Here is a 19165-nt window from a genome sequence, read left to right as displayed (position 1 = left end):
GCCGTCTCCGCCCGGGCCATGGGCTTTCGTGGCCCGGGGCGCGGATTCGCAAGCTTTCGCCGCGGCCCGGCGGCACGACGCTTACCTTGGCCGGCATGCACCGAGCATCCTTCCATCACGGCCCCATCGCCCCGCTCTTGCCGCCAGCCCTGCCCGGCCCGATGCAGGCCGCACCCTGGCCCCTGCTGCCCGAAGCGCCGCCCTGGCTGCTGCAACTGGCGATCCAGCCCTGCCCCGAGCCCCCGAGCTTCGACATGTGGGGCCCGCGTTACGTGCCCGACCTGCGGGTGGCCCTGCCGCTGTCGCCGCGCACGGCGCCCAATGCCGGCGCGGTGAACGCCTTCAACCACGGCCGCATGCAGCGGTCCCGGCTGCTGCACATCACCGGCAACGCCATGCTGAACTGCGGCAGGGACGGCGTGGCCGCCCTGTCCTGCCTGATGGCCCTGTCGGGCAGCCGCGACTTCTGGACCGGCCAGATGGTGCCGCCGAACCGCTTCGTCTTCAAAGCCGCGCTGATGGCATGCATGCATGCGCACCTCGATGCGGCGGCCATGCAGGTCTTCAACGCCATGCTGCTGCACGGCTTCTTTCCCACCATGGAATGCCACCACGCGGCGATGCAGGCCTGCATCAAGGCCCGCAATCTCGCGGATGCCGAGGGCCTATTCTGCTTTCTGCTGGCGCACGGTCCGGCCAACGGCCTGCATCCCAATGCCAAGACCTACCGCATCGTCGTCGAAGCCTGCGGCCTGGCCGGCCGCATCGAACTGGCCATGGGCTGGATGCAGCACATGCAAGACCACCGCGTGGCGCCGGACCCTGCCTTCTACCGCGCGATGCTGGTGGCCTGCCGCCGCTGCGGCGAACGTGGGCTGGCGCTGAGCCTGTTCAAGCGCTTCCGCCTGGCGGGGCCCGCCCTGGGCGCGCCGCCCGACCGCTGCCTGTATTTCACCGCCTTGCTGGCCTGCCCGCCGTGGGCCGCCTCCGAGCTGCTGCGCTACGGCGTCGAGGACCGCATCTTCACGCCCTCGCTGGGCCTGGACGCCGCCCACAACCGGCTGCACCTGCATTGCCGCGCCGCGCTGATGCCGCAGTGGCAGGGGCCGCAGCAGCGGGACCTGCCCGGCTCGGTGGGCAACGCCATCATCCGTGTGCTGCTGCGCCAGGGCCGCTTCAACGACTTCACCCGCATCGTGGCCAGCCCGCGCGGCACCGAGTTCTTCACCCGCATGGCGCAGGAGGGCCTGCGCCGGCGGGGCATGCAGAGGGCAGGCGCGATTGCGCCGGCCAGGGCCACGGCCTGAAGGCTCCTAGATCGCCACCATCTGCCGCACGCCGCGGGACTGCATCTCGCTGCCCGGGCCTTGGGCGATGAACTCGCCCCGTTCCATGACCAGGTAGGCGTCGGCCAGTTCCTCGGCGAAGTCGTAGTACTGCTCGACCAGCAGGATGGCCATGGGGGTGCCGTCCATGCCTTCGAGGGCCAGGCGGCTGATGACTTTTCCGATGTCCTTGATGATGCTGGGCTGGATGCCCTCGGTCGGCTCGTCGAGGATGAGCATGCGGGGGCCTGCTGCCAGGGCGCGGGCGATGGCGAGCTGCTGCTGCTGGCCGCCCGAGAGGTCGCCGCCTCTTCTGTGCAGCATCTGCTTGAGGACCGGGAAAAGTTCGAAGAGCTGCGCAGGGATGGGGGTGCGGGCGGGGCGGTAGGCCAGGCCCATCTTCAGGTTCTCTTCCACCGTGAGGCGGGCGAAGATCTCCCTGCCCTGGGGGACGAAGCCTATGCCGGCTCTGGCCCTTTCGTAGGGGGTCGATTTCTGGATGTCCTTGCCTTCGAACTGGATGGTTCCCGAGCGGATGGGGACCAGGCCCATGAGGGACTTGAGGAGGGTGGTCTTGCCTACGCCGTTTCGGCCCAGCAGGACTGTGACTTCGCCTTGTTTGGCTTCGAAGCTGACGTCTCTGAGGATGTTGGAGCCGCCGTAGTACTGGTGGATGTTTTGTACTTTCAGCATGCTGGGTTCCTTTGATCGTTTGCGTCTTCTTGCTGGGGCGGTTCTCCTGCGGAGGGCGGAGCTGGGGCTGCGCGCCCCAGACCGCGCTCACTTTCTTTGCTTCGCCAAAGAAAGTAAGCAAAGAAAGGCGACCCAGCTGCGGGAGTCCCCCTCTTCGAGGGGGGCACGCTGCGGTGCTCGCAAAGGCGGGGTCCACGACAACTCGCTACGCTGCGCTTCGCTCAAACAGGTCGTGGCCCTGATCCGCCTTTGCTCCGCTCCTCGCTCACCCGCAGATGGGACCCGGGGAGCGGGGACAGCCACTGCTTCGCAGGGCGACGGGCCGTCGCTGCGCTCGGCCCTGGCTGGAAGACCGAACGTGGCGAAGGGCGGGTATTCATCAGCCAGCGGCCGAGCGCAGCGAAGGCCCGTCGCGCTGCGCAGCAGCCGCTGCCCCCGTATCCGGGTCCCGTCTGCGGGTGAGCGAGGAGCGCAGCAAAAGCGGATCAGGGCCACGACCTGTTTGAGCGAAGCGAGTTGTCGTGGACCCCGCTTTTGCGAGCACCGCAGCGTGCCCCCTCCGCAGGAGGGGGACTCCCGCAGCCGGGTCGCCTTTCTTTGCTTACTTTCTTTGGCGAAGCAAAGAAAGTGAGCGCGGTCTGGGGCGCGCAGCCCCAGCTCCGCCCTCCGCAGGAGAACAGAACCAAGTTCCTTAGCGCCCAAGGTAAACCTCGATCACCCGCTCATCAGCCTGCACCTGATCGAGAGTCCCCTGAGCCAACACAGACCCATCGCAAAGCACGGTAACGATGTCGGAGATGGTCCGAATAAACGACATGTCGTGCTCGACAACCATCAAGGAGTGCTTGCCCTTGAGGGTAAGAAACAGCTCCGCAGTCCGAGCAGTCTCCTCGTCGGTCATCCCCGCCACAGGCTCATCGAGCAACAACAGCTTCGGATCCTGCATCAGCAGCATCCCGATCTCCAGCCACTGCTTCTGCCCATGGCTCAAATCCCCCGCCCGCCGCGAGGCAGCCCCCGCCAGGTGAATGGTGTGAAGAATCTCCACCAGCCGATCCTTCTGCTCCGAATCCAGCCGGAAGAACATCGAGGACCGCACGCCCTTGTGGGTCTTGAGCGCCAGCTCCAGGTTCTCGAACACGCTGAGCTGCTCGAAGACCGTAGGCTTCTGGAACTTGCGCCCGATGCCCAGCTGCGCGATCTCGGGCTCCGAATGCCGCAACAGATCGATGGTGCTGCCGAAGAACACCGTCCCGCTGTTCGGCCGCGTCTTGCCCGTGATGATGTCCATCATCGTGGTCTTGCCGGCCCCGTTGGGCCCGATGATGCAACGCAGCTCCCCGGGCGCGATGTCCAGCGACAAGCCGTTGATCGCCTTGAACCCGTCGAAGCTCACGCTGACGTCTTCCAGGTACAGGATGCGCCCATGCGCCGTATCCACCCGCCCCGGCTCCACCAGCCGCGACCCCGGCTCCCGCCCGCTCGCATGCGAAGCGATGCGCCGCCCCTCTTCCATCAGTTCGGGTGTCATGCCGCACCTCCCGTCGCAGGCGCCACCGGCGCATCGGGCAGCTGCCCTTCCTCACGTGCAGCGCTCTGCTGAACGGCCGAAGCCGTCTTCGCCGAACGCCCCAGCAGCCGCTTGCACAGCCCCACGATGCCATCGGGCATGAACAGCGTCACCACGATGAACAGGGCACCGAGGAAATACAGCCAGTACTCCGGCGCCACCACCGTCAGCCAGCTCTTGGCGCCGTTGACCACGAAGGCCCCGATGATCGGCCCCACCAGCGTGGCCCGGCCGCCCACGGCCGCCCAGATCGCCATCTCGATCGAGGCCGAGGTGCTCATCTCGCTCGGGTTGATGATGCCCACCTGCGGCACGTACAGCGCCCCGGCCACGCCGCACATCACGGCCGAGATCACCCAGATCGTCAGCTTGTAGGGCAGCGGCTTGTAGCCCGAGAACATCACGCGCGTCTCGGCATCGCGGATCGCCTGCAGCACCCGGCCGAACTTGCTGGCCACCAGCCAGCGCGAGAGCAAAAAGAACAGCAGCAGCGTGCAGCCGGTCATCACGAAGAGCGTCATGCGCATGCCCTGCGTGGCGATCGGCAGGCCCAGGATGCGCTTGAAGTCGGTGAAACCGTTGTTGCCGCCGAAGCCTGTCTCGTTGCGGAAGAAGAGCAGCATGGCCGCGAAGGTCATGGCCTGGGTGATGATGGAGAAATACACGCCCTTGATGCGCGAGCGGAAGGCGAAATAACCGAAGACGAAGGCCACCAAGCCGGGCACCAGCACGATCAGGAACAGCGTGGCGACGAAGCTGTCGGACAGGCTCCAGTGCCAGGGCAGCGTCTTCCAGTCCAGGAACACCATGAAGTCCGGCAGGTCGCTCTTGTAGTTGCCGTCGCGGCCGATCTGGCGCATGAGGTACATGCCCATGGCATAGCCGCCGAGGGCGAAGTACAGGCCGTGGCCCAGCGACAGGATGCCGGTGTAGCCCCAGATCAGGTCCATGGCCAGGGCCACGATGGCGTAGCACATGATCTTGCCGACCAGGGCCACCATGTATTCGGACATATGGAACACGCTGTCGGCCGGCGTCGCCAGGTGCAGCACCGGCACCAGGGCGCAGACCACCAGCAGGGCGGCGAAGAAGGCGCTCCAGCCCGGGGTGGACAGCAGCGGCGCGCGTTGCGGAAGAATCGAATGGTTCATGGGTTTCTCATGCCTCCGCCGAACGGCCCTTCATCGCGAAGATGCCCTGCGGCCGCTTCTGGATGAAGACGATGATGAAGACCAGCACGGCGATCTTGGCCAGCACCGCGCCGGTCCAGCCTTCGAGCAGCTTGTTGAGCACACCCAGGCCGAGCGCCGCGTACACGGTGCCGGCCAGCTGGCCGACGCCGCCCAGCACCACCACCATGAAGGCATCCACGATGTAGCCCTGGCCCAGGTCCGGGCCGACGTTGCCGATCTGGCTCAGCGCGCAGCCGGCCAGGCCGGCGATGCCGGAGCCCAGCGCGAAGGCATAGGTGTCGATGCGGGCGGTGTTCACGCCCATGCAGGAGGCGATCGGCCGGTTCTGCGTCACGCCGCGCACGAACAGGCCGAGCCGCGTGCGCCCGATCAGCCAGGCCATGGCGCCCAGCACCGCGAAGGCGAAGCCGACGATGACCAGCCGGTTCCAGGGCAGCTGCAGGTTCTCCATCAGCTGCAGGCCGCCGCTCATCCAGGCGGGGTTCTCCACGCCCACGTTCTGCGCGCCGAAGAGGCTGCGCACCAGCTGCTGCAGCATCAGGCTGATGCCCCAGGTGGCCAGCAGGGTCTCCAGCGGGCGGCCGTAGAGGAAACGGATCACGCCGCGCTCCAGCGCCGCACCGACCAGGGCCGAGGCCAGGAAGGCCACCGGCACGGCCGCGACCAAATAGAAGTCGAAGGCGCCGGGCAGGTACTTCTGGAACAGGCCCTGCACCACGTAGGTGGCGTAGGCGCCGATCATCATCAGCTCGCCGTGCGCCATGTTGATCACGCCCATCAGGCCGTAGGTGATCGCCAGGCCCAGCGCCACCAGCAGCAGGATGGAGCCCAGGCTGATGCCCGAGAACAGCGCCGCCAGGCGTTCGCCCCAGACCAGCCGGCCTTCCACCGCCGACAGCGCCTGCTGCATCGCGGCCTTGGCGGCGGGGTTGTCCTCCTGCTTCATCTGTTCGATCAGCAGGGTGCGGGTGGCGGGGCTGGCGCTGTGGCCGAGTTCGGCGGCGGCGGCCGCGCGCTGGGTGGCGTCGCTGGACGACAGCTGGATGCGTGCGCGGATGGATTGCAGCTGGGTCTTCAGGCCCGCGTCGGTCTCGGCGACCAGGGCCTGGTCGATGACCGGCAGGCGGGATTCGTCGCTCTCCTCGCGCAGGGCGGCGATGGCCGCGGCGCGTTCGGCCTTGTCCCGCGACAGCAGCTTCAGGGACGCCAGCGTGCCCTCGAAGGCGCCGCGCATGCGGTTGTTGTTGACGATGTCCTCGGCGTCCTCCGGCACCGGCACCTCTGCGCCGGTGGCGGCATCGAAGCCCTTGTCGTCCTTCATCACGATGACGTGTTGCGGCGTGATCTTCACCGCGTCGTCGGACATGGCCTGGACGAAGGCGGCGGTGGCGGCATCGGGCGTGGCCGTGGCCTTGGCGAGGGCGGCGATGCGCTCGTCGGTATCGCCGCTGGCCATGGCGCGCGCGGCATCGGCGGTCAGGGCGTGCGCGGCTTGGCCGAACAGCAGCAGCGCGGCAGTCGCCAGCGGAAGGAGGAACCGGAACATCGTGATGGAGCCTGGCTGGGTGAAAGTAAAAAGGGCTCCCTCCCGAAGGAAAGGGAGCCCCGCTCTCAGGCGCTAGGCCTTCTTACATCTTTTCGGGCTCGTCCTTCTTCTTGTCGTTGCCTTCGATGTAAGGGCTCCATGGCTTGGCCTTGATGGGGCCCGGGGTCTTCCAGACCACGTTGAACTGGCCGTCGGCCTTGATCTCTCCCACGAACACCGGCTTGTGCAGGTGGTGGTTCTTCTCGTCCATCTTGATGGTGAAGCCGTCCGGTGCCTTGAAGGTCTGGCCGGCCATGGCGGCGATGACCTTGTCGGTGTCGGTGGACTTGGCCTTCTCCACCGCCTGCGCCCACATGTGCATGCCGACGTAGGTGGCTTCCATCGGATCGTTGGTCAGCGGCTTGTCCATCTGGCCCGGGATCTTCATCTTCTTGGCGTAGTCGCTCCACTGCTTGATGAAGGCCGCGTTGGTCGGGTTCTTGATGGACATGAAGTAGTTCCAGGCAGCCAGGTGGCCGACCAGGGGCTTGGTGTCCACGCCGCGCAGTTCTTCCTCGCCCACCGAGAAGGCGACGACCGGCACGTCCTTGGCCTTCAGGCCGGCATTGCCCAGTTCCTTGTAGAAGGGCACGTTGGAGTCGCCGTTGATGGTGGAGACCACCGCCGTCTTGCCGCCCTGGCTGAACTTCTTGATGTCGGCGACGATGGTCTGGTAGTCGCTGTGGCCGAAGGGGGTGTACTTCTCGTCGATGTCCGAGTCCTTCACGCCCTTGCTCTTGAGGTAGGCGCGCAGGATCTTATTGGTGGTGCGGGGATAGACATAGTCGGTGCCCAGCAGCACGAAGCGCTTGGCCGAGCCGCCGTCCTTGCTCATCAGGTAGTCCACCGCGGGGATGGCCTGCTGGTTGGGCGCGGCGCCGGTGTAGAACACGTTCTTCGACAGCTCTTCGCCTTCGTACTGCACCGGGTAGAACAGCAGGCCGTTCATTTCCTCGACCACCGGCAGCACCGACTTGCGCGACACCGAGGTCCAGCAGCCGAACATCACGGCGACCTTGTCCTGGCCCAGCAGCTGCTTGGTCTTCTCGGCGAAGAGCGGCCAGTTGGAGGCCGGGTCGACCACCACGGCTTCGAGCTGCTTGCCCATCACGCCGCCCTTGGCGTTGATCTCGGCGATGGTCATCAGCGCCACGTCCTTCAACGCGGTCTCGGAGATGGCCATGGTGCCCGACAGGCTGTGCAGGATGCCGACCTTGATGGTGTCGGCGGCGAAGGCAGGCGTGGCGCCGGCGATGACAAGCGCGGCGCTGAGCGCCTTGAGGGTGAAGCGACGTTGCATGACTCTCTCCAGTAAAAATTGGGGTGCCGCGCTGCCTGCCCGGGAGGCCGGGGGTCCTCCTCGGGGCAGTGCAGCTGACGGGTTGGATGCTAGGCAGCAGCCCCCCTCGCGCCAATACGCCGGGTGGCGTATGCGGCAGCCCGCTGGAGCGGCGTCAAGCCCCGTCGCGCAGCGCCCGCGCGCGCTGCCGCAGGCGCATCCACATCGCCACCTTCGCGGCCTCCACCGCCTGGCTGGTGTGCACATTGGTCGTGATCCAGTGCTCGCCGCGGTCGCTGCTCACCTGGACCACGTCCAGGCGCGGATGCTCGCGCACCATGAAGATCTGTCCGCGCACCCTCGCTTCCGCCAGGAAATGGAAGCCGTCCGGGCCTTGCGGATACAGCACGGCATGACGCTCCGGCCCGCCGCCGGGCAGCAGCCTGCGCGCGAAGCTGACGCCCACCGGACAGGCGATCGCCAGGCTGTGCAGATCGGCGAACTCCACCTGGCCCATCAGGAAACGATTCAGGGCCTGGGCGTCGTCCCCCAGCTGCGGCAGGCGGCGCTCGGCCTGCTGCTCGAAGACGCGCAGCGCCTCCAGCGCCTGGGCCTGCTGCGCGGCGATCACCCCAGGGGCCCGCCCCACGGGCGACCCCGGGCCGGCCGGTGCGGGCCTTGCCAGATCCGTCGGCGTGATCACCTGCCCGGGCACCCGCGTCGCCGGCCGTGTCGGAGCCGGCGTGGTGTCCACCTCCGTGGGCAGGGCCGGCCCTGCGACATCGCCAGGCCGCCAGGGCTGGAATATCACCGACGGCCGGGCGACCGCGGTCTCCGGTGCCGGCTCCCGGCCCAGCAAGAGCGCACGCAGCGCCTCCATGCGGCGCGCAAATTCATCGGCGGCCGTCTCCATGCTGGCGAAGGAGCGGACCAACTGCTCGATGCGCGCCGGGGGCGCACCCTCCTCGCGCAGCCGGTCCAGCAGATCCTTGAAATACCGCCGCAGCGCCTGCCGCTCCAGTCCGCCGAGGTCGTCGAGCTTGTCCAGCAGCAGCTTGCCGTAGAGATCCAGCACGTCGTTCAAGGGCTTGCGCCCGGCTTCGGCGAGCGCACGGGCGGCGTTGGCGCGCGACTCGATGAAGTCTTCACGGGTCGAGCCGGATGCCGCCAGGTCCAGCAGACCCGCGACATCCTTCGAGACCGGCATGGTCGTTTTTCCGTCGTCGTCGGTAGAGGGGCCCGGCGGGTCTTCGGCCTGGGGGAACATGAGCGGCGAAAGGAATTGGCCCGGCAGCAGGTGGGAGACGGCTCTCATCAGGCCGAGGGGGCTCAGGAATGGCTGCATACGGTTTCTCCATGAATGAAACCACGAGGGTCACGCTGGCCCGTCCCGACGAGCACGCCGGGCGCGAACCGTTGGCGAGCCCGCCGAACCGCCGCCTTCATGCCGGACTACGGCCAGATCGGTGTTCTCCGACACCGGCGCCGGCAGGCACGCGCACCATGAGCAGCCTCATCACAACTTCAAGGAGATGCCATGAAACGCGCCACCCAGGGCAGCAACCGGGACAAGCCCGAAACCACCCGCACCGTCGGCCTGCCGGTCGCCAAGGACGCCACCCAGCGCAACGAAGCCCGCCGCACGCCCGAGAGCCGCGGCGACCGGGACGACCACCTCGGCGGCCACAACCAGAACCGCGAACGCCAGGCGCCCACCCGCGGACGCTGATCGCCGGCCTCAGCCGTCCGGCAGGTTGCGCCGGCCCAGGACGGCTATGCCGTAGAGGTAATAGGCCTGCTGGAGGATCGAAGCCCACATGCGCAGCTTGGCGGCTTCGACCTCCGCATCGGTATAGGTGGTCAGCCCCTCGGCCCAGTCGAAGCCGTTGAGTGAGATGCGCGCCGAGCGCCGGTCCGGCGACCAGGCCACCACCGCATGGCGGTTCTGCACCAGCCCCGCCACCACCGAGCTGCGCGGTGCCGCCGAGCGCGGATAGCCGGCGTTGAAGGGAACACCATCGGCGCCGCCGCTCACCGAGACGGCGCAGGGAAAGGTGGCCAGCATCTGCTGCGCCGAGGCGAAGCGGATGATGCCGGTCACCACCTCCCACAGGCCCTGCGGGCTGCGGTCCTGGATCTGGCTCAGCTGCACATGGGCCGAGGCCGCGAAGGATGACAGCAGGCGCAGCGCCGAAGTCCGCCGGGCCGAGTCCGGCGGCTGTACCCGGGCGGTGGCCGGCACCGCCGTCGGCGCGGGCGTGGCCAGTGGGGTGGTCGGCGCGGGCGGCCGGGCCTTGAGGGCATCCGCTATCGCCGTGGCGAACATGCTGCGCACCAGCGGCACCTGGGACAGCGCCAGGCGGCCACGGGCATGCTCGCCGCGCAGCATGCGCCGCAAGGCCTTCTCCTGGTCACGCAGCTGCAGCTCCACGTCGCCGTAGTTCAGCCCCTGCTCGTTCAGCCACGGGCGCATGCTTTCGTCCATCGATTGCAGGCGCACCCGCGCCATCCGGCGTTCCAGCAGGTCGTAGGCATCTTCCAGGCTGGTTTCGTTTGTGCTGCGCTGGATGCGCGCTGCATGGTTTGACGCCACCGCCTCTTCGGTTGTGATGCCCAACATCGCCAGCATCTGTGGACTGAGCAGCATCGGCGGCCGGCCGATGCCGCCGTCTTCTGCCGCCATGGGACCGGCATGCAGCAGCAGCCCCAGCGCTGCGGGCGCCGAGGCCGCCGCACCGGCCAGCTTGAAGACAAAGGATTGCATACGGCACCTTTTCACGCAGCGGCGCGAGTGGACAGGCCACCACGGTGCGCGCCGGCGATGCCGCGCCGCGCGGGCCTCGCGAACCCGCGCCGCCGCCGCCGAACGCAAGGCGGGTAAGCCCTGAGGGGCCGTCGGCGATGCGAAGCCGGCTCGCGGCGTTCAGGTGAACCAGGCGTAGCGGTAAGGGTTCGGCGTCGGGGCCTTCGCAGCCGTCGAGGAGGAGGAGGTGGTGGTGCTGCTGCTGGATGGCAGCGCCGGTTCGGCCGCCGCCGCCAGCGCCTCCTGATAAGCCGCGTTCACCGCCTGCTGCATCAGGGCACTGCCAGGCGCCACCAGCGGATAGAGGATCTCGCCCTGCAGCGCCAGCTGCTCGAAGCCTTCCACGATCTGGTTGGCCAGCCGGTTCAGGTGGGCATGCACCTGCCCGGGCAGCACACCGATGTCGGCCAGCCCCGCCCGAAACGCTGGCTGCTCCAGGACGGCGAACTGGGCATGCAGGCGCTTGGTGAGCAATTCGGAGGCATCCTTGGTGCTCACGAAGGCGCGCTGCAGCAGGTCGGCGGACTGCCGGTCCGCCAGGCTGCCGCGCAGGGTGGCCAGCACCTGCGCGGTCCAGCGCCCCAGCAGTGCGTCGCGCTGCGAATGGCGCTGGAAGGGGCCGCTGTACCAGAGCTCCATGTACTGCCGCAGCAGGCCTTCGGTGCCGGCCGCACGCAGGCTTGCGGGATCGGTGGGCGGCAGGGGCGGCAGGACATCGGCGACGGCGTCGGCATCCCGGGCCAGGCGGTAGCTGCTCCAGCCCCCGGGCCGGGTCTGCCTGGCGCCCAGTTGGTTCAGCTGCGCGAGTCGGTCGCCGGCATCCTCGGCCGTGCTGATGCTGGCGGCCGCCAGCGTGCCATCCGTCGAGGGCAGTAATGCGCCGGTCAGGCCCGGCAGGTTCATGGAGGCCAGCAGGCCCTGGACGGCTGGAGGCAAAAGCGCCATCGGTATCGCTCCTTCTTTGCAAAGATCGGGACTTTGCAAGCCGACCCGCCGCCCGGTGTCATGCCATGCGAAGTCCGCGACGGCTGCGCGCACCGCCCTCAGCCCCGCAGCACATGGGTGACGTAACGGTCGTCCTGCTGCTCCAGGCGCGAGGCGAGCCGGCCGGCTTCGCGGCAGATGCGCATCCACATGAACAGCTTGGCGTGCTCGATGACATCGTCGGTGTAGAGCCCGGTCGGGATCCACTGGATACGGTCCAGGCTCAGCAAGACCTCGTGGTTGGCGCGGGAGACGATGGCCACCTTGCCGCCCAGCAAGGGCACCTGAGCGTACTGTCCGTGGGTGGGCGGCGAATCGTGCCGGGCCGGCGCGCGCGGATATTGCGCGGTGAATCGGGCCAGGTCCTGCAGCCAGGGCCGCGAATGGCGGTCTCCGAGCCGGTGGGCATGGACCTTCAGCGCGCAGGGAAAGGTCATGGCCAGGTCTTCGGCGCTGCCGAATTCGATACGGCCGCCGCTCAGCTCCGCCACCTCCTCCCAGGTGCCGTGCATCTGCCGCAGGCGATCCTTCATATGGGTTTCGAAGTCCCACAGCAGCGCCAGGGCCTGGGTGTGGTTGCGGGCCTCGGGCAGCCGGAGCACCGGCGGGGGCGGCAGCTTGCCGTTGAAGGCCGCCTCGCGCCGGGCGCGCGGGGCCCGGATCGACGGCGTGCCGCGGGCTTCTGCTGGCTCGTGGTGGGAATCCTCGCCTTGCCCTTTCGTCGGTGCGCCTTCCTCGTCCAGCTCGAGGATGGCACGCAGGTCGGCGCCGATCTCCAGCGTCCGGGCTGGTCCGCTGAGCGTCGGCTGCCGCCGGTGCAGCAGCTGGCGGCCAAGCTGCTCCAGAAGCGGCAGCAGCACGCCGGGCCTGTTCGGGGACTGGGGAATCATGATGCGCCGGGCCTCTTCACCGACCGGGATGCCGGCCTTGCAGACCAGCAGCACCGGCAGGGCGGGACGGCAACGGTGACGGGGGTGGAAGGCATCCTGGCGAACGGCTGCGGTCGGTCACGAAGCCTGCAGTCTCTTCGCCAGCCGACCGCCCGCAAGGGCCGGGCCGAAGCGCCGTCGCACGTGGCGAAAGACCTCATTCAAGGCCGCCGGCCCCGAGGCCGCGGCTACGCTTGACGATGGTGACCCAGTGATGATCGTCCGGGTCTTGCGTCGCCACCGCATAGGCCCAGTTCAGGATGCGGCCCCACATGTGGAGTTTTTCCCGCTCGATGTCCGGGTCGGTATAGACGCCGGTGGGCACCCAGCGCAGCTCATCGGGCGAGAAGCTCACTTCGTTGCGGAATCTGGTCGCGGTGATGGCCACCTGGCCGTCCACCAGCCCCTCCCGCACCGCACGGCCCTGGCCCTTGGGCAGGCGCGGGTATTCGGCGCTGTAGAAGTGCTGCGCCCAAGGCGGCAGCCGCCTGCCGAAGAAGCGGCGGGGCCGGTGCGCCGTCACCGTCTGCGCACAGGGGAAGGTCGTCACCATGTCCGCGACCGTGGCGAAGCGCACCGAGCCCCGGCCCAGCTGCAGCAGCAGCCTGCCGGGGCCCGCGGCCTGCGGCAGCTTGTGCCGGAAATTTCGCTCGAAGTGGCGCAGGACGGCGCGTGCCTGCTCCGCGTTGGCGATGCGGGCAGGGTCAGGATATAGGGGGGTGGTCCGGCCGTGGTCGTGGTCGTGGTCGTGGTCGTGGTCGTGGTCGTGGTTGCGGCGGTGGTGGTGGTCGTCGTCGCGACTTCCGGGAGCAGAGGCAGGAAAAGCGGTCCCAGGGTGCTGTCGTCCGAAGGCCAGGGCACGGGGGTGGTGTCCGGGGCGGCCCCCTCGGGAGGCACGTCGAGCGGCGGCAGCGCCTCCACGCCAGGTTCCACGAACGCGGGCGCCCCCTCCCCCTCGCCGCGCCGGGACCTGTGCCGGGCCCGGCCGTCCGCATTCAGCCTCAGCAGCTTGCACAACTCGTGGTTCAGTTCCGGATCGGGCAGTTCCCGTCCGGCGATGGTCTCCGTCGCCGGCGGATCGAGCGGCCGATAAGGCAGGCCCATCAGGGCCAGACCCTGTTGCAGCAGCGAGGTGGTGTTGGTGGCGAGAACATTCGCGGCAGAGGTCGGAATCACGGCCTGGTCCTTTCGTCCCGGGATGAAAGTGCGACCATCGCGGCCCGTTCCATCCGCGAGGAAAGCGTTCGCGAAGTCGCTGTCCCTCCGCACGAAGCCCGGTCCTGTCAATCGGCGACTTCGGGATCTGCAGACATGCCTGCGCCCACGAAATCGGCGCGGCCTCCCCTTCCTCAGGCCTCGAACTACGGATGCAGCTGTCGCATGGGATTCATCGCCACGGCCACTTGAGCCAGTCCAGGATGCGGGTGCCGATTGCGGGTTTCGGCGCAAGTTGCGGGGGCTGTCTGGCCGCCTTCAGCGCCATATCGAGCAAGGTTTCGGTGGTGGGAATCCTCAGCCGGTCAGGGGTTCCGCTCGCGACCTGCTCGATCATCTCCTTGCGCTCCGCTTCGTCGATGCGCTGCAATTCCCGTCTCACGTGCTCAGGTAGCAGCCCATGCCTGGCCAGCGTTTGCGCCATCTGGGGGGTCTCCAGCTGCGACACGGCCCTTCCCATCTGCTCATCGAGCGCACGAAGCGCTTCTTCCAGGAGGTTCGAGACCCTGATGTGCGTCAATGTGCCGAAATATTCTTTGTCCCACTCGTTGCCCAGATACCAGTAGGGTCCCGTGTACGTTGATGCGCCCCGGTCATCGCGATGCTTGCGCAAGCATGGTCGAAACATCTGGACAGCCTCGTCCACGCCGCCGTGCTTCATCCGGCTCAGGAATTCGACGTCGCTCTGCGAAACAGTGCCGTTCTCCGTGGCCGTCATGCAGAGCAGCCCCTGCAGATCCGGACTGAGCACCATCTCCGGATGCTTCCAATGGGGAGATTCCTCGGTGCGTTCGATGATGCCGCTGTCGGCATCGGGCTCCATCGGTCTGGCCGTGCACAGGCCCAAAGCCTGATGGGCGTAGGTGGGAGGACATTGCACCGGCCAGGCCAGGTTGGAGAAAAACTGTTGCATGGCAACGCATCCGGGAAGTGAAGGAGGCATCACTCTGCGCAGCCTCCCGCCCGGCGCCTGCGCGCATCACGAACGCTCTCCGCATCCCGCGAAGGTGCGCGGCCTCTGCCGCCTCAGGCCTCGAACTGCGGATGCAGCTGCCGGATGCGGTTCATCGCCATGCCGGCGGCCGCCGTGCGGGTCTCCACGCCCATCTTGGCGAGGATGCGCTCCAGGTGCTTCTTCACCGTGGCCGGGCTGGAGCCGAGGATGTCGCCGATGTCGCGGTTGATCTTGCCCTTGACCACCCAGTACAGCACCTCGGCCTCGCGCGCGGTGAGGGTGAAGGACAGGCGCATGGCCTCGATCACCGCCGCGTCGCTGGCCTCGCGCATCACCAGCAGCCAGTCGCCGCCGTCCTCGCTGTCGCCGGTCTGGCGGTGCAGGCGGATGGACAGCCGCGCGGCGCCCTGCTCGAAGGACAGGCGCGGCGGTTCGGCCGCCGGCGGGCCGTCCTTCACATGGCGGCGCAGCCAGTCGAGCACGGCAGGCGGCGTGACCGGCGCGGCGGTGCCGAACCAGCGCTCCAGCAGCTCGCGCGCCAGCGGCGTCTGCCACATCAGCCGGCCGTCGCCCGCCCGCACGGTGATGCTGGCGTAGCCGAAGGCATCGAGCGCATTGCGCGCCTGGCCGGCCTGGCTGGCGGCCTGCCGGGCCTGGCGGGCGCCCTGCAGGTGCACGTTCATGCGCGCCAGCACTTCCTTGGGCTTGATCGGCTTGGTGACGTAGTCGGTGGCGCCGGCGCCCAGCGCGGCCACCAGGTGCTCGGTCTCGGTCAGCCCGGTCATGAAGACGATGGGGATGTGCGCCGTGGCCGGGTCGGCCTTGAGCCGGCGCGCCACCTCGAAGCCGTCCATGCCGGGCATCATGGCGTCGAGCAGCACGATGTCCGGCCGCGCCTGCGCCGCCCGCGCCAGGGCCGATTCGCCGGAGGTGGCCACCAGCACCGTGTAGCCGGATTCGTCCAGCGCGTCGTGCAGCAGGGCCAGGTTGTCGGGCACGTCGTCGACGATCAGCACCAGGTCGCTGTTGGCGCGGTCCAGGGACTGCAGGGCGGGAGCGGTCAGGGGGGAGTCCATGTTCAGGGGGCGGAGGCTTGCGGCGCGGCCAGGCGCGCGGCGATCGCCTCGAAGCGGAATTGTCGCGCCAGCGCCCGCATCTCCTCCACGAACACGGCGCAGGCCGGCTGGCGGCGTTCGATGTCGGCCAGGGTGTTGAGGATGCCGCGGTAATAGCCCAGCTCGGCGCCCTCGCGCAGGGCCTGCAGCGAGGCCGCGTCGGGCAGCACCACGGCGGCGGGCGCGGGCGGGGCGACAGGGGCCGGCGGCGCCTCGCTGCGCCACTTCAGGTGCAGGCGGTGCTCCAGCCAGTCCAGCAGCTCGCCGTGGCGCAGCGGCTTGGTGATGAAGTCCTGCGGGGTGATGCCCACGTCGTTCTCCAGGCCCTTGTCGAAGGCATTGGCCGAGACCACCGCGACGGCGATGCCGGCATGCACGCCCGCGCGGATGCGGCGGATGGTCTCCCAGCCGTCGATGCCGGGCATGGCCAGGTCCATCAGGATGGCGTCGGGCCGGTAGCCGGCGGCCAGCAGGTCCAGGCAGTCGTGGCCGCTGGCGGCCGTGCGCAGGCGGAATCCCAGGGGGCTCAGCACCTGCACCAGCAGTTCGCGGTCGGGCTCCTCGTTGTCCACCACCAGGATGTCGCGGCGCTTGCCTTCGTAGCCGCGGCGCAGCACGGTGCTGCGCGGCTTGGCTCGGCCTTCGGCCAGTTCGGGCAGGAAGAGGCGCACCTTGAAGGTCGAGCCCTGGCCGGGCACGCTCTCGGCGGTCAGCTGCCCGCCCATCAGGCCGGTGAGCATCTCGGCGATCGACAGGCCCAGGCCCGCGCCCGGCGCACCCCGCGCGCCCGGCGAAGAGCCGCGGGCGAAGGGTTCGAAGATGCGCGAGAGTTCTTCCGCATCCATGCCCGGGCCGGTGTCGGCGATCTCGATGGTGGCCATCTCGCGCCGGTGTTTCATGCGCAGGGTCACGCTGCCCTGCGGCGTGAACTTGATGGCGTTGCCGATCAGGTTGATGAGGATCTGGCGCAGCCGTTTCTCGTCGGCCCGCACCACCGCCGGCAGGGCGCCATCCACCTCGAAGAAGAAGGACAGGCCCTTTTCGCGCGCCTGCAGTTCGAACAGGTCGGCGATCTCCTGCACGATGTCGGCGAAGCGCATGGGCGCCAGCTCCAGCGCAAGTTTGCCGGCCTCGATGCGGGCGATGTCCAGCGTGCCCTCGATCAGGCCCAGCAGGTGTTCGCCGCCGCGCTTGATCACTTCCACCGCCTGGCGCCGGTGCGGCGGCACGGCCGGGTCCTCGCCCATCAGCTGGGCATAACCCAGGATGCTGTTGAGCGGCGTGCGCAGCTCGTGGCTGATGGCGCCGATGTAGCGGCTCTTGGCCTGGTTGGCCTGGTCGGCCTGCTCGCGTGCGGTCTCGGCCACCTGGCGGGCCTGCTGCAGGGCGGCGTCGGTGCGGCGGTGGGATTCGATCTCCTCCACCAGCAGATGGGTCTGGCGGTTGGATTCCTCCTGCGCCACCCGGCGGCTCTCCTGCGCCAGCACCATCCACCAGGCGACGATGCCCGATATCACCAGCAGCGCCATGTAGGCCTTGAGGAAACCGGCGGCCAGCGAGCCGGCGGCCGCCGAGCCCAGCGCGCCGGCCTCCTGCCGGTAGAGCATGCCGAAGACCACGCCCAGCAGCGGCACGATGATCAGCATCAGCAGCAGGAAATGGCCGAGACCCGTGTCCAGATAAGGCCAGACCCGGCGCGGCAGCAGCGAACGCAGCGCCTGCGACCACTGCGCCGCCAGGCTCGCATGCGGCTTGCACAGGTCGCCGCAGCGCGCATCCAGCGTGCAGCACAGCGAGCAGATGTGGCCGCGGTAGGCGGGGCAGAAGGCCATGTCCGGCCCTTCGTAGTCGCGCTCGCAGACGGTGCAGCGCAGGGTGCGCGGCGCCGCGCCGCCGGTGGCCTCGGCCGGCAGGATGCGGATCGCCGGCAGCGGCTCGCGCGCCAGGTAGTAGCGGCCCTTCGTCGCCCATGCCAGCAGCGGCGAGGCGACGAACGCCGTGCCGAGTGCGATCAGCGCCGAGAAGGCCTGCGCCAGCGGCCCGAACATGCCCAGGTGGGCCGCGATGGCCAGCGCCGAGGCCAGGCCCATCGCCCCCGTGCCCACCGGGTTCACGTCGTAGAGATAGGCCCGCTTGAACTCGATGCCGGCGGGAGACAGGCCCAGCGGCTTGTTGATCACCAGGTCGGCCACCACCGCCATGATCCAGGCGATGGCGATGTTGGAGAACAGGCCCAGCACGGCGCCCAGGGCGTCGAACACGTTCATCTCCATCAGCATGAAGGCGATCAGCGTGTTGAACACCACCCACACCACCCGGCCCGGATGGCTGTGGGTGATGCGCGAGAAGAAGTTGCTCCAGGCCAGCGACCCGGCATAGGCATTGGTGACGTTGATCTTCAGCTGCGACAGCACCACGAAGAAGGCCGTGGCCGCCACCGCGAAGCCGTAGTGCGGAAACACATACTCGTAGGCCGCCAGGTACATCTGGTTGGGGTCGACCGCCCGCTCCGGCGGCACCATGTGCGAGATGGCCAGCCAGGCCAGGCACGCCCCGCCCAGCATCTTCACCACCCCCAGCACCACCCAGCCCGGCCCGCCGGCCAGCACGCCCAGCCACCAGCGCTTCTTGTTGGCGGCGGTGCGCTCGGGCATGAAACGCAGGTAGTCGGCCTGCTCGCCCATCTGGGTGATCAGCGCGATGCCCACCGTCAGCGCCGCGCCGAAGGCCTGCAGGCGGAAGCCCGGGCCCACGCCGTATTCGCCGCCGTAGTTCACGATGCCGTCGAAGGCCTTGGGATCGCGCATCAGCACATAGGCGAAGGGCACGACCAGCATGGCCAGCCAGACGGGCTGGGTCCACAGCTGCAGCCGGCTGATGGCCGAGACGCCGTGGGTCACCAGCGGAATCACCACCAGCGCGCAGATCAGATAGCCCCAGCGCGGCGGTATGCCCAGCGCCAGCTCCAGCGCATAGGCCATCACCGCGGCCTCCAGCGCGAAGAAGATGAAGGTGAAGCTGGCGTAGATCAGCGAGGTGACCGTCGAGCCGATGTAGCCGAAGCCGGCGCCGCGGGTCAGCAGGTCCATGTCCACCCCGTAGCGGGCGGCATAGATGCTGATCGGCAGGCCGGCCAGGAAGATGATGAGCCCGGTCGCCAGGATGGCCCAGAAGGCGTTCATCACCCCGTACTGCACCAGCAGCGTGGCGCCCACCGCCTCCAGGATCAGGAAGGACGCCGCGCCGAAAGCCGTGTTCGCCACCCGCCATTCCGACCACTTGCGAAAACGCCGGGGCGCGAAACGCAGGGCATAGTCCTCCAGGGTCTCGCGGCCGACCCAGTCGTTGTAGTCGCGGCGGATCTTCACCACCCGCTGCAGGGGCGCGGCCGAGGCTTCGGGGATGTCGGCTTCGGTCATGGGGGCTGCTGGCATGGGTTTTCCTGTCGGAGCAGCAAGCATGCCACCCGGCCAATTCCAAGGGTTCCAAGGGTTAGTCCTGTCTGGTGCACAATCCAGC

Annotated in this window: 16 protein-coding genes; 2 read left to right on the top strand and 14 right to left on the bottom strand. The window is 68.5% G+C overall.

What is annotated here, in order from left to right; genetic code table 11:
* The first annotated feature begins 95 nt into the window (after nt 1-95).
* Complete coding sequence (locus GT347_RS18445; RefSeq protein ID WP_160553597.1) at nt 96-1307, top strand: hypothetical protein; 1212 nt, start codon at nt 96-98, stop codon at nt 1305-1307.
* 6 nt (nt 1308-1313) lie between these two features.
* Here the strand turns inward: GT347_RS18445 and urtE are convergent, their stop codons facing one another.
* From urtE to GT347_RS18415, 6 genes are all read right to left on the bottom strand, one after another.
* Complete coding sequence (gene urtE, locus GT347_RS18440) at nt 1314-2018, bottom strand: urea ABC transporter ATP-binding subunit UrtE (RefSeq protein WP_160553596.1); 705 nt, start codon at nt 2016-2018, stop codon at nt 1314-1316.
* A gap of 691 nt (nt 2019-2709) precedes the next feature.
* Nucleotides 2710-3549: an urea ABC transporter ATP-binding protein UrtD gene (gene urtD, locus GT347_RS18435; protein ID WP_160553595.1), complete on the bottom strand. Its 840-nt coding sequence runs from the start codon at nt 3547-3549 to the stop codon at nt 2710-2712.
* Nucleotides 3546-4739 carry an urea ABC transporter permease subunit UrtC gene (urtC, locus tag GT347_RS18430; RefSeq protein WP_160553594.1) on the bottom strand — a complete coding sequence of 398 codons (1194 nt, stop codon included), beginning with the start codon at nt 4737-4739 and terminating at the stop codon, nt 3546-3548. The genes urtD and urtC overlap by 4 nt, the downstream gene beginning before the upstream one ends.
* Before the next feature lie 7 nt (nt 4740-4746).
* Nucleotides 4747-6327, bottom strand: coding sequence for an urea ABC transporter permease subunit UrtB (gene urtB / locus GT347_RS18425; protein WP_160553593.1), 1581 nt, complete (start codon nt 6325-6327; stop codon nt 4747-4749).
* Between the two features lie 82 nt (nt 6328-6409).
* Entirely contained in the window at nt 6410-7666 is a 1257-nt protein-coding gene (gene urtA / locus GT347_RS18420; protein WP_160553592.1) for an urea ABC transporter substrate-binding protein, read from the bottom strand.
* Between the two features lie 154 nt (nt 7667-7820).
* Nucleotides 7821-8912 carry a hypothetical protein gene (locus GT347_RS18415; protein WP_229722369.1) on the bottom strand — a complete coding sequence of 364 codons (1092 nt, stop codon included), beginning with the start codon at nt 8910-8912 and terminating at the stop codon, nt 7821-7823.
* Between the two features lie 270 nt (nt 8913-9182).
* Between GT347_RS18415 and GT347_RS18410 the strand changes: the two genes are divergently transcribed.
* On the top strand, nt 9183-9374 hold the full coding sequence (locus tag GT347_RS18410) for a hypothetical protein (RefSeq protein ID WP_160553590.1): 192 nt from the start codon (nt 9183-9185) through the stop codon (nt 9372-9374).
* A 9-nt stretch (nt 9375-9383) separates the two neighbouring features.
* Here GT347_RS18410 and GT347_RS18405 read toward each other — a convergent pair whose 3' ends face one another.
* From GT347_RS18405 to GT347_RS18370, 8 genes are all read right to left on the bottom strand, one after another.
* Nucleotides 9384-10409, bottom strand: coding sequence for a hypothetical protein (locus GT347_RS18405; protein ID WP_160553589.1), 1026 nt, complete (start codon nt 10407-10409; stop codon nt 9384-9386).
* Nucleotides 10410-10568: 159 nt separating this feature from the next.
* Complete coding sequence (locus tag GT347_RS18400) at nt 10569-11393, bottom strand: hypothetical protein (protein ID WP_160553588.1); 825 nt, start codon at nt 11391-11393, stop codon at nt 10569-10571.
* 98 nt (nt 11394-11491) lie between these two features.
* Nucleotides 11492-12322 (bottom strand): hypothetical protein, encoded by an 831-nt coding sequence (locus GT347_RS18395; protein ID WP_160553587.1) that lies wholly within the window; start codon nt 12320-12322, stop codon nt 11492-11494.
* 196 nt (nt 12323-12518) lie between these two features.
* Nucleotides 12519-12914 (bottom strand): hypothetical protein, encoded by a 396-nt coding sequence (locus tag GT347_RS18390; RefSeq protein ID WP_160553586.1) that lies wholly within the window; start codon nt 12912-12914, stop codon nt 12519-12521.
* A complete protein-coding gene (locus GT347_RS18385) occupies nt 12908-13537 on the bottom strand; it encodes a hypothetical protein (RefSeq protein WP_160553585.1) in 630 nt (209 codons plus the stop codon). Before GT347_RS18385 ends, GT347_RS18390 begins: the two co-directional genes overlap by 7 nt.
* Nucleotides 13538-13748: 211 nt before the next feature.
* A complete protein-coding gene (locus GT347_RS18380; protein ID WP_160553584.1) occupies nt 13749-14489 on the bottom strand; it encodes a hypothetical protein in 741 nt (246 codons plus the stop codon).
* 113 nt (nt 14490-14602) lie between these two features.
* Nucleotides 14603-15607 carry a response regulator transcription factor gene (locus tag GT347_RS18375; RefSeq protein WP_160553583.1) on the bottom strand — a complete coding sequence of 335 codons (1005 nt, stop codon included), beginning with the start codon at nt 15605-15607 and terminating at the stop codon, nt 14603-14605.
* 2 nt (nt 15608-15609) lie between these two features.
* Nucleotides 15610-19080 carry a hybrid sensor histidine kinase/response regulator gene (locus GT347_RS18370; protein ID WP_160553582.1) on the bottom strand — a complete coding sequence of 1157 codons (3471 nt, stop codon included), beginning with the start codon at nt 19078-19080 and terminating at the stop codon, nt 15610-15612.
* Between the last annotated feature and the right edge of the window lie 85 nt (nt 19081-19165).

It is taken from the genome of Xylophilus rhododendri (assembly GCF_009906855.1).
Lineage (GTDB): Bacteria > Pseudomonadota > Gammaproteobacteria > Burkholderiales > Burkholderiaceae_C > Xylophilus > Xylophilus rhododendri.
This window is presented reverse-complemented; position numbering and strand designations above follow the sequence as displayed.